Below are 15,646 nucleotides of genomic sequence, written 5' to 3'. Positions count from 1 at the left end.
GGACAAACGGGCGCAGTTCGCCTAAACTGGTACTTTGCGTTGTCCCTTATACATGCGTGCCTTCATATAGCGGTGGGCGCCGCAGGGGCGGTTGTCGACGAGCATCGAAAACCGGCCCCTTTTTCTCTCCCCGGGAACCTCGCGTATTCACTGCATGTCTGTGGAAGGATCACATCTTGGTCGCCTCGAGCACCGATACGAACGTCTCCGCCAACCACCCCACGAGTGATAACACTCCTCGCCGCGTTTCCTTCGCGAAGATCCACGAACCGCTGGACGTCCCCAACCTGCTCGCTCTGCAGACCGACAGCTTCGATCGGCTGGTCGGCAACGAGCGCTGGCAGGCACGCGTGGTCGAAGCCCAGGAGACGGGTGACACCAGCGTTCCCACGACCTCCGGTCTGTCCGACATCTTCGAGGAGATCTCCCCGATCGAGGACTTCCAGGGCACCATGTCCCTGTCCTTCTCCGAGCCGGAGTTCTACGACCCCAAGTACACAATGGTCGAGTGCAAGGACCGCGACGCGACCTTCTCGGCCCCGCTGTACGTCAAGGCCGAGTTCATGAACAACAACACGGGCGAGATCAAGCAGCAGACCGTGTTCATGGGCGACTTCCCCCTGATGACCGACAAGGGCACGTTCGTGATCAACGGCTCCGAGCGCGTCGTCGTCTCCCAGCTCGTGCGTTCCCCGGGTGCCTACTTCGAGAAGGGCCAGGACCGCACGTCCGACAAGGACATCTACTCCGCCAAGATCATCCCGTCCCGCGGTGCGTGGTTCGAGCTCGAGATCGACAAGCGCGATCAGGTGGGTGTGCGCCTGGACCGCAAGCGCAAGCAGTCCGTGACCGTGCTGCTCAAGGCGCTGGGCTGGACCGAGTCCAAGATCCTCGAGGAGTTCGGCGAGTTCGACTCCATCCGCGCGACGCTGGAGAAGGACACCACGGAGACCCGTGAGGAGGCGCTGCTGGACATCTACCGCAAGTTGCGCCCGGGGGAGCCGCCCACGGTGGACGCCGCCCAGTCCCTGCTGGACAACATGTACTTCAACCCCAAGCGCTACGACCTCGCCAAGGTGGGCCGCTACAAGCTCAACCGCAAGCTCGGTCTGGACAAGCCGTTCACGGACTCGGACGCCTCGGTGCTGTCCCTCGACGACATCGTCGCCATGATTCGCTACCTCGTGACCCTGCACGACGGCGGCTCCACCATGCCCGGTACGCGTGACGGCGAGGCCCGTGAGATCCACGTGGACGTGGACGACATCGACCACTTCGGCAACCGTCGCATCCGCGCGGTGGGCGAGCTGATCGAGAACCAGATCCGCACGGGTCTGTCCCGCATGGAGCGCGTGGTGCGCGAGCGGATGACCACCCAGGACGTCGAGGCGATCACGCCGCAGACCCTGATCAACATCCGCCCGGTCGTGGCCGCGATCAAGGAGTTCTTCGGGACCTCCCAGCTGTCGCAGTTCATGGACCAGAACAACCCGCTCGCGGGCCTCACGCACAAGCGTCGTCTATCCGCGCTGGGTCCCGGTGGCCTCTCCCGCGATCGCGCGGGCATGGAGGTCCGTGACGTGCACCCCTCGCACTACGGCCGCATGTGCCCGATCGAGACGCCGGAAGGCTCGAACATCGGTCTGATCGGTTCGCTCGCGACCTACGCGCGGATCAACCCGTTCGGTTTCATCGAGACGCCCTACCGCCGCGTCGTGGACGGCACCGTAACCAACGACGTCGTCTACCTCACCGCGGACGACGAGCGCGGGCTCACCATTGCGCAGGCCAACGCTCCGTTGACCGACGACGGTCGCTTCGCCGAGGACACCGTCCTCGCGCGTGCCTCCGACGGCTCGGGTGAAGCGGTGCTCGTGGCCCCCACGGACATCGAGTTCATGGACGTGTCCCCGCGCCAGATGGTGTCGGTGGCCACCGCCCTGATCCCGTACCTCGAGCACGACGACGCCAACCGCGCGCTCATGGGCGCCAACATGCAGCGTCAGGCCGTGCCGCTGCTCACGTCCGAGGCGCCACTCGTGGGCACTGGTATGGAGCGCTACGCGGCCCTGGACGCCGGCGACTCGGTGCTGGCCACCAAGTCCGGCGTGGTCGAGGAAGTCTCCGCGGACCTCGTGACCGTCCTGAACGACGACGGCACCACCAAGCTCTACCCGATCAACAAGTTCGTGCGCTCGAACCCGGGCAACACGTACAACCAGCGCGTGATCGTCTCCGAGGGCGACCGCGTGGAGCCCCGCACCGTGATCGCGGACGGGCCCTCCACCGACCACGGTGAACTCGCACTGGGCAAGAACCTGCTGATCGCGTACATGTCCTGGGAAGGCCTCAACTACGAGGACGCCATCATCCTGTCCCAGCGCATGGTCTCCGAGGACGTCCTGACGTCCATCCACATCGAGGAGCACGAGATCGACGCCCGCGACACCAAGCTCGGTGCCGAGGAGATCACCCGTGACATCCCCAACGTGTCGGAAGAGGTGCTCTCCGCCCTGGACGAGCGAGGCATCATCCACATCGGTGCCGAGGTCCAGGCCGGTGACATCCTCGTGGGTAAGGTCACGCCCAAGGGCGAGACCGAACTGACCCCGGAGGAGCGGCTGCTGCGCGCGATCTTCGGTGAGAAGTCCCGCGAGGTCCGTGACACCTCCCTCAAGGTTCCCCACGGCGAGTCCGGCACCGTGATCGGTGTGCGCGTGTTCGACCGCGACGACGAGGACGACGACCTCCCGGCCGGCGTCAACCAGGTCGTGCGCGTGTACGTGGCGCAGAAGCGCAAGATCACGGACGGCGACAAGCTCGCCGGTCGTCACGGCAACAAGGGCGTCATCTCCAAGATCCTGCCCATCGAGGACATGCCGTTCATGGAGGACGGCACCCCCGTGGACGTGATCCTGAACCCGCTGGGCGTGCCCGGTCGTATGAACCTGGGCCAGGTGCTCGAGGTCCACACCGGCTGGCTCGCCAAGCAGGGCTGGAACATCGAGGGCGACCCCGAGTGGCTGCACGGTCTGAGCAACTTCCCGAAGTCCACCGGTCCCACTAACGTGGCCACCCCGGTGTTCGACGGCGCTCGCGAGGACGAGATCTTCGACCTGCTGGACCACACCAACCCCACGCGGGACGGTGACCGCTTGATCGGGCGTTCCGGCAAGGCCAAGCTCTACGACGGCCGTTCCGGTCAGCCGTTCCCGGACCCCGTGTCCGTGGGCTACCAGTACATCTTGAAGCTCCACCACCTGGTGGACGACAAGATCCACGCGCGCTCCACCGGCCCGTACTCCATGATCACCCAGCAGCCGCTGGGCGGTAAGGCGCAGTTCGGCGGTCAGCGTTTCGGTGAGATGGAGGTGTGGGCGCTCGAGGCGTACGGCGCGGCCTACACCCTGCAGGAACTGCTCACCGTCAAGTCGGACGATGTCCACGGCCGCGTCAAGGTGTACGAGGCGATCGTCAAGGGCGAGAACATCCCTGAACCGGGTGTGCCCGAATCCTTCAAGGTGCTCATCAAGGAAATGCAGTCCCTGTGCCTGAACGTGGAGGTCCTCTCCGCGGACGGTAACGCGGTGGAAATGCGTGATTCCGAGGACGACAGCTTCCGGGCTGCGGACGAACTCGGTATCGACCTCTCCCACTCCGAGCCCAGCTCGGTCGAAGAGGTCTGAGACCCCTTTCGTTCATCGATCAGCCCGAACACACTTCAGGATTTTAGAAAGAGGGACAGGACCTTATGTCCAACGATTCTTCACTGGGCCTCATGCGTATCGGCCTCGCGACCGCGGATCAGATCCGCGGCTGGTCCTACGGCGAGGTCAAGAAGCCCGAGACCATCAACTACCGCACGCTCAAGCCTGAGAAGGACGGCTTGTTCTGCGAGAAGATCTTCGGCCCCACCCGGGACTGGGAGTGCTACTGCGGTAAGTACAAGCGTGTGCGCTACAAGGGCATCATCTGCGAGCGCTGCGGCGTGGAGGTCACGCGCGCCAAGGTGCGTCGTGAGCGGATGGGTCACATCGAGCTCGCCGCTCCCGTGACCCACATCTGGTACTTCAAGGGCGTGCCCTCGCGCTTGGGATACCTGCTGGACCTCGCCCCGAAGGACCTCGAAAAGGTCATCTACTTCGCGGCGTACATGATCACGTCCGTGGACGAGCAGGCCCGTCACGACGACCTGCCCAACCTGCAGGCCGCGATCGACCGTGAGAAGAAGCAGCTCGAGGACACCCGCGACGCGGACATCAACGCGATCGCCCGTGACCTCGAGAACGATCTCGCGCGCGTCGAGGAAGAGGGTGGCAAGGCCGCCGAGAAGCGCAAGCTGCGCGACTCCGCGGACCGCCAGATGGCAAACGTGCGCAAGCGCGCCGATCGCGAGATCGACTACCTCGAGAAGGTCTGGGACCGCTTCAAGAACCTCAAGGTCAACGACCTCGAGGGCGACGAGGCCCTGTACCGCCAGATGGTGGACCGCTACGGCATGTACTTCGAGGGCTCCATGGGCGCCGAGTCCATCAAGAAGCGCCTCGAGACCTTCGACCTCGCTGCCGAGGCCGAGGCCCTGCGCGAGACCATCGCCACGGGCAAGGGCCAGCGCAAGACGCGTGCGCTCAAGCGCCTCAAGGTTGTCAACGCGTTCCTGACCACGGACAACTCGCCGCTCGGCATGGTCCTGGACGCCGTCCCGGTCATCCCGCCGGAACTGCGCCCCATGGTCCAGCTGGACGGCGGCCGCTTCGCGACGTCCGATCTCAACGACCTCTACCGTCGTGTGATCAACCGCAACAACCGCCTCAAGCGGCTGTTGGACCTCGGTGCCCCCGAGATCATCGTGAACAACGAGAAGCGCATGCTCCAGGAGGCCGTGGACTCGCTGTTCGACAACGGCCGCCGCGGTCGCCCGGTCACGGGCCCCGGCAACCGTGCGCTGAAGTCGCTGTCCGACATGCTCAAGGGCAAGCAGGGCCGCTTCCGTCAGAACCTGCTGGGCAAACGCGTGGACTACTCCGGTCGTTCCGTGATCGTGGTGGGCCCGCAGCTCAAGCTGCACCAGTGCGGGCTGCCCAAGCAGATGGCGTTGGAGCTGTTCAAGCCCTTCGTGATGAAGCGCCTCGTGGACCTCAACCACGCGCAGAACATCAAGTCCGCCAAGCGGATGGTGGAGCGCTACCGCCCGCAGGTGTGGGACGTGCTGGAAGAGGTCATCACGGAGCACCCCGTGCTGCTCAACCGCGCACCGACCCTGCACCGTCTGGGCATCCAGGCGTTCGAGCCGCAGCTCGTGGAGGGCAAGGCCATCCAGCTGCACCCGCTCGTGTGCGGCGCGTTCAACGCCGACTTCGACGGTGACCAGATGGCCGTGCACCTGCCGCTGTCTCCGGAGGCGCAGGCCGAGGCGCGTGTGCTGATGCTGTCCTCGAACAACATCCTCAAGCCCTCGGACGGCAAGCCGATCGCCCTGCCCTCGCAGGACATGATCATCGGCCTCTACCACCTCACCACCGTGCGTGAGGGTTGGGCCGGGGAGGGCAACAGCTACTCCTCCGTGGCCGAGGCCATCATGGCCGCGGACTCCGGTGAGCTGCACCTGAACTCGCGCTGCAAGATCGAGCTCGAGGACTTCGTGCCGTACGCCGGGTGGGAAGCGCCCGAGGGCTGGGAGCAAGGTCAGCCCGCCGTCGTGGAGACCACGCTCGGTCGCGTGCTGTTCAACGAGACGCTGCCTGCCGACTACCCGTGGGACGAGAACGTCGCGGACAAGAAGCACCTGTCCGCGCTCGTGAACGACCTCGCAGAGCGTTACCCCATGACCCAGGTGGCCAAGACCTTGGACAACCTCAAGGACGCCGGCTTCCACTGGGCCTCCCGCTCGGGTGTCACCGTGGCCATCTCGGACATCGCCACCCCGCCGGAGAAGCCCGCCATCATGGAGGGCTACGAGGCGCAGGCCGCGCGGATCCAGGGCCAGTACGACAAGGGTCTGATCGACGACGACGAGCGCCGCTCCGAGCTCATCGACATCTGGTCCAAGGCCACCGACGAGGTCGCCGAGGCCATGCGCAACAACCTGACCGCCGGGAACACGATCAACCGGATGGTCTCCTCCGGTGCACGTGGTAACTGGATGCAGGTGCGTCAGATCGCGGGTATCCGTGGTCTGGTGGCAAACCCCAAGGGCGAGATCATGCCCCGACCGATCAAGTCCTCCTACCGTGAGGGCCTGTCCGTGTTGGAGTACTTCATCGCGACCCACGGTGCGCGTAAGGGCCTCGCGGACACCGCTCTGCGTACCGCCAACTCGGGTTACCTGACCCGTCGTCTGGTGGACGTCTCGCAGGACGTGATCGTGCGAGAGTCCGATTGCCAGACGGTGCGCGGGTTGACCCTGCCGCTCGCGGACATCACCGACACCGGTGTGCGCACGCTGCACGAGGACATCGAGAACACGGTGCACGGCCGCGTGCTGGCCAGCGCCGTGGCGGACGAGAACGGCGAAGTGCTTGCCGAGGCGGGCGCGGACATGTCCGACGCCATGATCAACAAGCTCTACAACGCCGGTGTGGACCAGGTGCGCGTGCGCTCGGTCCTCACGTGCGAGTCCGCCGTGGGCGTGTGCGCCGCGTGCTACGGTCGTTCGCTGGCCACCAACCAGTTGGTGGACATCGGCGAGGCCGTGGGCATCGTGGCCGCCCAGTCCATCGGTGAGCCCGGTACCCAGCTGACCATGCGTACGTTCCACACCGGTGGTGTGGCGTCCTCGGACGGTGACATCACGCAGGGTCTGCCCCGTATCCAGGAGCTGTTCGAGGCCCGCACGCCCAAGGGTGTGGCCCCAATCTCCGAGGTGGCTGGCCGAATCCGCATCGAGGACACGGACAAGTCGCTGAAGATCGTGGTGGTCCCGGACAACGGTGACGAGGAGTTCGCCTACCCAGTGCTGCGCCGCGCCAAGCTGCTCGTCGCGGACGGCGATCACGTGGAGGTCGGTCAGCAGCTCGTGACCGGAGCCGTGGACCCCAAGGAGGTACTGCGTATCCGCGGTCCTCGCGAGGCGCAGAAGCACCTCGTGGATGAGGTCCAGGGCGTGTACCGCTCCCAGGGCGTGGGCATCCACGACAAGCACGTGGAGGTCATCGTGCGCCAGATGCTGCGGCGCGTGACCATCATCGAGTCCGGCGACACCTCGTTGCTGCCGGGTGAGCTGGTGGACAACGTGCGCTTCCTCGAGGCCAACCGCGCCGCGGTGGCGGAGGGCAAGCGTCCCGCGGCCGGGCGTCCGGAGCTCATGGGCATCACCAAGGCCTCCCTGGCCACGGACTCGTGGCTGTCCGCCGCGTCCTTCCAGGAGACCACCCGTGTGCTCACGCAGGCCGCCATGGAGGGCAAGTCGGATCCGCTGCTGGGTCTGAAGGAGAACGTGATCATCGGTAAGCTCATCCCCGCCGGTACCGGTCTGGAGCGGTACAACAGCGTGGACGTGGAGCCCACCGAGGAGGCCAAGGCCTCCATGTTCACGGATCCCTCCGCGTTCACCGATTTCAGCTACGCCGAGGAGAACGCCGGGGGGCTCGGTTCCGAGTTCCATGCGATCCCCCTGGACGACTACGATTTCGGCGGTCACTGAGCCGAGTAGGCGTGTGATCTGAGAGCCCGGGTGGGCTTCCCTTCGGGGAGGGCCACCCGGGCTCTCGCGTACCCGGACCCGTTCCGGACGACGGCGCGGTACCCGGCCACCGCGCCCCGGTTGCGACCGACCCGAACGCGTTCGTCCCGGTCGCGGCCACCCTCGCCGCGGCTTCGTGCCGGGAGAGGCACGGCCGCGGGGTCGTAGGCTGAAGCGGGCAAGGATCCCGCGGTTCGGCTTTCGCGGGAGCCATGAACGGAGGCGAAGCATGGCCAACTCGGCGTCCGGTGAATCACTGATCACCCGGTTCGATCGCGTCCTGGACGCGTTCGGCCCCGCACGTCCCGAGCTGACCTTCCGCGAGATCTGCGCGGCCACCGGGTTGCCATCCTCCACGGTGCACCGGATCCTGGGGGACATGAAGCGCGCGAGGTGGCTCGAGTCCGGTTCCGCGCAGACCTACCGGGTGGGGACCCGGTTGTGGGAGCTCGCGTCCCGCGCGGCATCCGCCGAGAACCTCGCAGCGGTCGCGATCCCGTTCATGTCGGACGTGCACGCGGTGCTGCGCCAACACGTGCACGTGGGGGTGATCGAGGGCCACGACGTCCTGTTCGCCGAGCGGATCGCCGCGAGTGACTCGGCGGTCCCACTGCGCTCGATCGTCGCCGGACGCCTTCCACTGCACCGCTCGGCCACGGGTCTCGCCCTGTTGTGCCACTGTTCGGACGAGTTCATCGCGCAGTACCATGACGCCGCCGCGGCGCGGGCGGTCGCGGATGAACCGGGCGGTGCCCTCGTGGGCAGGGAACGCTTCGCGGCGGACCTGCGGGTCTTCGCGCAGCGCGGTTATGCGATCCAGCGCGAACGCATCGACGAGGGCAGTGGGGGAGTGGCGGTCCCGCTCAAGGTCCCCCCGGGGCACCGCGCAGCGGCCCTCGGAGCGGTGCTGCCCCTGAGCGACATGCGAGATCCGGACGTCTCGGCCATCGTGCAAACGTTACGGGTTGCCGGCCACGGGATCTCCCGCGCCCTGGGGGCATTCTGACAACCCCTTGTGGGTGATCTTCGCGGGAAACACCTCCGCCCAAGGCGCAACGGGGAGCCGCGTACCGGCCGCAGCGATGTCGTACCCCGCGTCACAGGCGCGGCCCCCGTCCCATTGAACGGAATCAATGAGATACGCGCCATGTGGCTCCAACATAATGTGACCCACGACGTGCGCAAGGAGGACACATGCTCGAGGAGCGAACGATCATCGACACCCAGGTGGCCATCGTGGGGGCGGGGCCCGCCGGACTGATGCTCTCCCACCTGTTGCACCGGGCCGGGATCGACAACGTGGTCGTGGAGAAACGCAGCCACGACGAGATCGCCAACACCCACCGTGCGGGCATCCTCGAAGCGGGGACCGTGCAGATGCTCGCCGAGACCGGCGTGGACGGGCGCGTGCTGTCGCACGGCCACGAGCACGAGGGCACCGTGCTGCGCTTCGAGGGCGAGAGCCGTCGCATCGACTTCCAAAAGCTCGTGGGTCAGTCCGTGTGGCTGTACCCCCAGAACGAGGTCTTCGTGGATCTTGCGGCGGCGCGCGAGCGCGACGGCGGTGACGTGCGCTGGGAAGTCACGGACACCGAGGTCCGGGACCTGACCACGGAGCAGCCCACGGTGCTGTGCACCACCAAGGAGGGCGAGAAGCTCGAGATCCGTAGCCGCCTGCTCGTGGGCGCGGACGGTTCCAAGGGCATCTGCAAGCGTCAGATCCCGCAGGACGTGCGCACGGACAATTTCATCGAGTACCCGTTCGCGTGGTTCGGGATCCTGTGCGAAGCGCCGCCGTCGGCACCCGAGCTGATCTACGCGAACTCGCAGTACGGTTTCGCGTTGATCTCGCAGCGCAGCGACACCGTGCAGCGCATGTACTTCCAGTGCGACCCCAATGAGAACGTGGACGACTGGGACGACGAGCGGATCTGGACCGAGTTGCAGCGGCGCATCGACGGCCCGGACGGGTTGCAGCTGCAGCGCGGGCCCATCTTCGACAAAACCGTGCTGCCGTTCCGCTCGTACGTGTGCGAGCCCCTGCGCTACGGGAACATGTTCCTGGTGGGGGACGCCGGGCACACCGTGCCGCCCACGGGCGCCAAGGGTCTGAACCTCGCGTTCTGCGACGTGCGGGTGCTCGCGCCGGCGATCATCGAGTTCTTCGGTTCCGGTGACGAGCGCGGGTTGGCCGGGTACTCCGCCAAGGCCCTGGACCGGATCTGGAAGGCCCAGAACTTCTCGTACTGGGTCACCAACCTGATGCATATCCAGCCGGGGGAGAACCCCTTCAACATGAAGCGCCGCCGGGGCGAGTTCGAGACCGTCACGAACTCCACGTACGGCTCGGGCTACTTCGCCGAGTCATACACCGGCTGGCAGGACCGCACCTGAGCACACCGGACCCAGACTCCGATCCACTCACCCAAGGAGATGATCATGACCACCGAGAACGACGACACCTTCGACCCGCCGTACGTCAAGGACGCGGACGACGCCGCCGACACCCAGAACCAGCTCAACGACGAGATGGCCGCCATCAGCAAGCAGTACGAGAAGGCCGGCACGGAGGAGACCCAGCCTCGTCTGGACTACGCCCCGTACCGCAGCTCGATCCTGCGTCACCCCACCAAGGACCCCCGCCACGCGGACCCGGAGACCATCGAGCTCTACGCGCCGGCCTTCGGCCAGCGGGACGTGCACGCGCTGGAGTCGGATCTGACAATCCAGGACGGCGGCGAGCCCATCGGTGAGCGGATCCGGATCTCCGGGCGCATCCTGGACGGCGACGGCCGCCCCGTGCGCAACCAGCTCGTGGAGATCTGGCAGGCCAACGCCGCCGGTCGCTACATCCACAAGCGCGATCAGCACCCGGCCCCGATCGACCCGAACTTCACGGGCGTGGGCCGCTGTCTGACCGGTGACGACGGTTCCTACTCGTTCATCACCATCAAGCCGGGCCCGTACCCGTGGAAGAACCACCTCAACGCGTGGCGCCCCGCGCACGTGCACTTCTCGCTGTTCGGCACGGATTTCACGCAGCGCATGATCACCCAGATGTACTTCCCGGGTGACCCGCTATTCGCGTTGGACCCCATCTACCAGTCGATCGTGGACCCCAAGGCGCGCGAGCGTCTCGTGGCGGACTACGACCACGACATCTCCGAGCACGAATGGCTGCTCGGCTACCGCTGGGACATCGTGCTGAGCGGTTCGAACCGAACCTGGACGGAGGACGACAGCAATGTCTGAGAACACTGAGCGCCTGGTGCCCACCCCGGGCCAGACCATCGGACCCTTCTACGGCTACGCGCTGCCCTACGAGGGCGGGGAGTTCCTCGTGGACCGTTCGCACCCGAACGCCGTGCGCCTGCACGGCACGGTGTATGACGGCCACGGCACGCCGGTTCCGGACTCCATGCTCGAGATCTGGCAGGCGGACGAGAACGGCCAGGTCTCGCAGGAGCCCGGTTCGCTCAAGCGGGACGGCTACACCTTCACCGGTTTCGGCCGCGTGGCGGTGGACAACGTGGGGCACTACGACTTCACCACGGTCAACCCCGGCCCCACCGAGGACGGCAAGGCCCCGTTCATCTGCCTCACGGTGTTCGCGCGCGGTCTGCTGAACCGACTGTTCACCCGCGTGTACCTGCCCGAGGATACGGACGCACTGACCAACGATCCGCTGCTGTCCTCGCTGTCCGAGGCCGAACGCGCCACGATGATCGCAGAGCGTCAGTCGGACGGCTCGTTGCACTTCGACGTGCACCTGCAGGGGGACCGCGAGACCGTGTTCCTGGCCTACCCGGGGATCTGATGATCTTCACCGGTCTTCTCACTCCGGGGAGCCACCGAGCCGCAGAGCTCGCCGACGACCGTGCCGTGGCCCGCGCGATCCTCCGTGTGGAGGACGCGTGGGTCGCGGCCCAGTCGCGGTCCGGGCTCGTTGCGCCCGACGCCGCTCGGGCGGCCCACGCCGCAGCTGAAAGCGTGGCGCTCGACGAAGCGGCCCTGAACGACCTCGCGGTCGCGTCCGAGGGCGGAGGCAATCCCGTGATCCCCCTGCTCGCGGCCTACCGTGCAGCGGTCACCGAGGAGAACGGCGCGCCGATTAGTGCGGTGCACGCCTCGCTGACCAGCCAGGACGTCATGGACACGGCCCTCGCGCTGGTGATGCGTGACGTCCGCTCGAGCATCCTCGCGCACCTCGCCCGCACGGGGGACGCTCTCGCTCGCATCGTGGCTGAGCACCGCGACACCGTGATGGTCGGACGGACCCTCACCCAGCACGCACTCCCCATTTCTTTCGGTCTCAAGGCCGCCTCGTGGCTCGCAGCGGTCGACGACGCCGTGGACGCCGTGCTCGCCGCACGGCTTCCCGTGTCGTACGGCGGGGCGTCCGGGAGCCTGGCCGCCACGATGGCCCGCTGCTCCGACGGCGCAACGTCGGAGCAGACCTTCGGGCGGGTCACCGATTTGCTGGGCCACTGGGCGGACGAGCTCGGCCTGGAGCTGCCGAACGGTGTGTGGCACACCGACCGCGTGCCGGTGCTGCGGGTCGCGAGCGGCTACGCGCAGACCACCGCCGCACTGGCCCGCATGGCCAACGACGTCCTCATGATGTCCCGGCCGGAGGTGGGGGAGCTGCGCGAACCCACCGCGGAGGGACGAGGTGTTTCCTCGGCCATGCCGCAGAAGCAGAACCCCGTGCTGAGCGTGCTGCTCAAGCGCACGGGCATCGCGGCCCCGGGGCTGCTGTCCCAGGTGTTCGCGGGTGCGAGCGCCGCGGACGACGAACGCCCGGACGGCGGCTGGCATGCCGAATGGGCCGCGTTGCGCGAGCTCGCGGTACTGGCGACCGCGGCGTCGTCGCACGCTGCCGAGCTGGCCGGGGGGCTCACGGTGGACACCGAGCGCATGGCGCAGAACCTCGAGCGCGCGGGAACGGGCGTGATGGCGGAACGGCTGAGCGCGGCACTCGCGCCGGTGCTGAGCGAGCGCGAGGTCAAGAACGCGAAGCAGCGCGTGCAGGCCGCGGTGCGCGCCGAGCCGTGGGACGCGGACGCGCTCGCGAGCGCCCTGGCGCGGGAGATCGCGGCGGAAGAGGACCCGACTCTGCCCGAGGGAGTGTCCGTCGGGGATCCGCAGTCCGTGACCCGCTGGGTCCGGAGCCTGCTGGACCCGCGCGGTTACCTGGGCGCGTCGGGCGAACTGTGTGACCGGGCCGTGGCCCGGCACGAGGAAAGGACGACGGCATGACGGTTCCCGCACCGGGACTCGTGGAATTCACCCGACCGCAGGACCTCGCGGAGGGTGCACCCCTCGTGGTGCTCGGCCCCGCACTGGGCACCTCGGTCACCCATCTCTACGCGGCCGTGGCCCCGCTGCTGGCCGAGCGGTTCCACGTGATCGGCTGGGACCTTCCGGGCCACGGGGTCAGCGATCCCGCGCAGGAATTCACGCTCGGAGAACTCGCCCGCGCCGTGGCGGACGCCGTCACCGAGCACACCGGTGCGCGGTCGTGGCACATGGCGGGGACCTCGATCGGGGGAGCGGCGGTGCAGCAATTGCTCGCCCAGGATCCCGAGCGGGTGGCGTCCGCGGCGTTGATCGCCACGAGCAACTACTTCCCGGACCCGCGGATGTGGCGCGAGCGCGCCGAGCTCGTCGCGAGTGCCGGCACACCCACCCAGGTGATCGAGTGTGCCAAGGCGTGGTTCGCCCCCGATTTCCTGGCCGAGCACTCGGAACGCGGGACCCCGTTGCTGCACGACCTGCAGGGGACGGACCGGTTCAGTTACGCCGCGGCCTGCCGTGCGCTGGGTGGTTTCGACCTGCGGGAGCGCACGCGCCCCGCGCCCGTCCCCACCGCAGTCGTGGCCGGTGCGCAGGACGCCATGGTGGGGCCCGACGTCGCCCAGGGTCTCGCGGACGCGCTGCACGCGCGCTGCGAGGTCGTTGACGACGCCGCCCACCTCGTACCTGTGGCCGCACCCGAGCTCGTGGCCCACACGATCGCGGAGCTCGTGGCGGCCGCGCGCTGACGCGGTCCACGCGCGCTCGATCGATCCGCGGCACCCGCGGGGAGCCGCGAGCGCACGAGACACGGATTCACGGGACGCGGCATGACGGGCCACGATCTCGGGAACGACGACACGAACCAGCACGAGACCAGGAACGAGGAACAAACATGAACCCACGCTCGCAACGCACCGAAGCACAGGCCCTGCAGGACGGGATGACCGTGCGCCGGGAGGTGCTCTCGGACGCCCATGTGGACCGCGCGGAGTCCGGCAAGACCGAGTTCACGGAGGACTTCCAGGACTTCATCTCGCGCTACGCGTGGGGTGAGATCTGGACCCGGCCCGGCCTGGACCGCCGGATGCGCAGCGCGTGCGTGTTGACCGCGCTGATCGCCGCCGGTCACTGGGAGGAGTTCGAGATGCACGTCAAGGCGGCGTTGCGCAACGGGCTGAGCACGGACGAGATCAAGGAGATCCTGCTGCAGTCCGCGATCTACCTCTCCGTCCCGTCCGCCAACAACGCGTTCAAGCACGCGCAGAAGGCGCTGTCGGAGTACTCGGGCTGACCGGAATTGTTCGTCATGCGAACAAGTGTTCACATGGCGAGCACCGCGCTCTAGACTGAACATATGCAACGCGGTGACCGGACACCCGAGCCCGGCGCCGCCCCGGCCGCGGCCGGGTGAGCTACCACGGTGAGGATCCCCATGAACCACGCATACGTCTACGACGCCATCCGTACCCCGTTCGGGAAGGTGGGTGGCGCGCTCGCGAGCCACCGTCCCGACGACCTCGCGGCCCTCGTGGTGCGCACGCTCGTGGAACGCGCACCCGAGCTGGACCCCGCCACGATCGACGAGGTCTACTTAGGCAATGCCAACGGCGCCGGTGAGGAGAACCGCAACGTGGCGCGCATGGCCACGCTGCTCGCGGGTCTGCCCGTGTCCGTTCCCGGCTCCACGATCAACCGGTTGTGCGGTTCGTCCCTGGACGCCGCGATGATGGGCTCCCGTCAGATCGAGGTGGGGGAAGGGGACTTGCTGCTCGTGGGCGGCGTCGAGTCCATGTCCCGCGCGCCGTGGGTGCTGCCCAAGACCGAGCGGCCCTACCCCATGCAGAACCTCGAACTCGCCAACACGACCCTGGGCTGGCGCCTCGTGAACCCGGACATGCCGAGCGAGTGGACGGTGTCCCTCGGTGAGGCCACCGAGCAGTTGCGCGAGAAGCACGGCATCTCGCGCGAGGACCAGGACGCGTTCGCGGCCACCTCCCACCAGCTCGCGGCCAAGGCGTGGGACGAGGGCAAGTACGACGACATCACGGTCAGCGTGGCCCCCAACACCAAGAAGGGCGTGGAGCTCACCCGGGACGAAACCGTGCGCGGGGACTCCACCCCGGAGACGCTCGCCGGTCTGCGCACCGTGTTCCGCAGTGGTGACAACGCGACCGTCACCGCCGGTAACTCCTCTCCCATGAACGACGGCGCGTCCGCCGTGTGGCTCGGCAGCGAGCGCGGTGCGCAGCTGCTCGGTCGCGAGCCCATCGCCCGTATCGCCGGCCGCGGTGCCGCCGCCAACGAACCACAGTTCTTCGGTGAGGCGCCCGTGGAGGCGGCCAACATCGCCGTGCGCCGCGCGGGGATCACGTGGGACGACGTCGCCGCCGTGGAACTCAACGAGGCCTTCGCCGCGCAGTCGCTCGCGTGCCTGCGCCAGTGGGGTGTGGACCAGAGCATCGTCAACCAGTGGGGCGGGGCCATCGCGATCGGCCACCCGCTCGGCGCCTCCGGGACCCGCGTGTTGGGGACCCTGGCCCGCCGGTTGCAGGAGAGCGGGCAGCGCTGGGGTGTGGCCAGCCTGTGCATCGGCGTGGGGCAGGGCCTCGCGGTGGTGCTCGAGAACGAGAACGCCCAGGGCTGAGACCCCTCCAACCTTTTCGAGAA

The 15,646-nt window shown here is 67.5% G+C and carries 10 protein-coding genes; all 10 read left to right on the top strand.

The features are described from left to right. Positions 1-176 precede the first annotated feature (176 nt). A complete protein-coding gene (gene rpoB, locus A5728_RS00745) occupies positions 177-3,686 on the top strand; it encodes a DNA-directed RNA polymerase subunit beta (protein ID WP_064845225.1) in 3,510 nt (1,169 codons plus the stop codon). Between the two features lie 65 nt (positions 3,687-3,751). Next, positions 3,752-7,642 carry a DNA-directed RNA polymerase subunit beta' gene (locus tag A5728_RS00740; RefSeq protein ID WP_064845224.1) on the top strand — a complete coding sequence of 1,297 codons (3,891 nt, stop codon included), beginning with the start codon at positions 3,752-3,754 and terminating at the stop codon, positions 7,640-7,642. A gap of 268 nt (positions 7,643-7,910) precedes the next feature. Continuing rightward, positions 7,911-8,687, top strand: a complete 777-nt coding sequence (locus A5728_RS00735; protein ID WP_064845223.1) for an IclR family transcriptional regulator — start codon at positions 7,911-7,913, stop codon at positions 8,685-8,687. A gap of 188 nt (positions 8,688-8,875) precedes the next feature. Continuing rightward, complete coding sequence (locus A5728_RS00730) at positions 8,876-10,075, top strand: 4-hydroxybenzoate 3-monooxygenase (RefSeq protein ID WP_064845222.1); 1,200 nt, start codon at positions 8,876-8,878, stop codon at positions 10,073-10,075. Between the two features lie 45 nt (positions 10,076-10,120). Next, the gene (gene pcaH, locus A5728_RS00725; RefSeq protein WP_064845259.1) at positions 10,121-10,933 is read left to right on the top strand and encodes a protocatechuate 3,4-dioxygenase subunit beta; all 813 of its coding nucleotides are present in this window, start codon (positions 10,121-10,123) and stop codon (positions 10,931-10,933) included. Then, positions 10,926-11,498, top strand: coding sequence for a protocatechuate 3,4-dioxygenase subunit alpha (gene pcaG, locus A5728_RS00720; protein ID WP_064845221.1), 573 nt, complete (start codon positions 10,926-10,928; stop codon positions 11,496-11,498). Before pcaH ends, pcaG begins: the two co-directional genes overlap by 8 nt. Beyond that, positions 11,498-12,940, top strand: a complete 1,443-nt coding sequence (locus tag A5728_RS00715) for a lyase family protein (protein WP_064845220.1) — start codon at positions 11,498-11,500, stop codon at positions 12,938-12,940. The genes pcaG and A5728_RS00715 overlap by 1 nt, the downstream gene beginning before the upstream one ends. Next, positions 12,937-13,725: an alpha/beta fold hydrolase gene (locus A5728_RS00710; RefSeq protein ID WP_064845219.1), complete on the top strand. Its 789-nt coding sequence runs from the start codon at positions 12,937-12,939 to the stop codon at positions 13,723-13,725. The genes A5728_RS00715 and A5728_RS00710 overlap by 4 nt, the downstream gene beginning before the upstream one ends. Before the next feature lie 146 nt (positions 13,726-13,871). Continuing rightward, the gene (locus A5728_RS00705; RefSeq protein ID WP_064845218.1) at positions 13,872-14,270 is read left to right on the top strand and encodes a carboxymuconolactone decarboxylase family protein; all 399 of its coding nucleotides are present in this window, start codon (positions 13,872-13,874) and stop codon (positions 14,268-14,270) included. Positions 14,271-14,411: 141 nt separating this feature from the next. Beyond that, positions 14,412-15,623 carry a thiolase family protein gene (locus A5728_RS00700; protein WP_064845217.1) on the top strand — a complete coding sequence of 404 codons (1,212 nt, stop codon included), beginning with the start codon at positions 14,412-14,414 and terminating at the stop codon, positions 15,621-15,623. Positions 15,624-15,646 lie beyond the last annotated feature (23 nt).

It is taken from the genome of Kocuria sp. ICS0012 (assembly GCF_001665945.1).
GTDB classification, from domain to species: domain Bacteria; phylum Actinomycetota; class Actinomycetes; order Actinomycetales; family Micrococcaceae; genus Kocuria; species Kocuria marina.
Note: the sequence above shows the minus strand (reverse complement) of the source record. Positions and strands in the feature narration are given on the sequence as shown.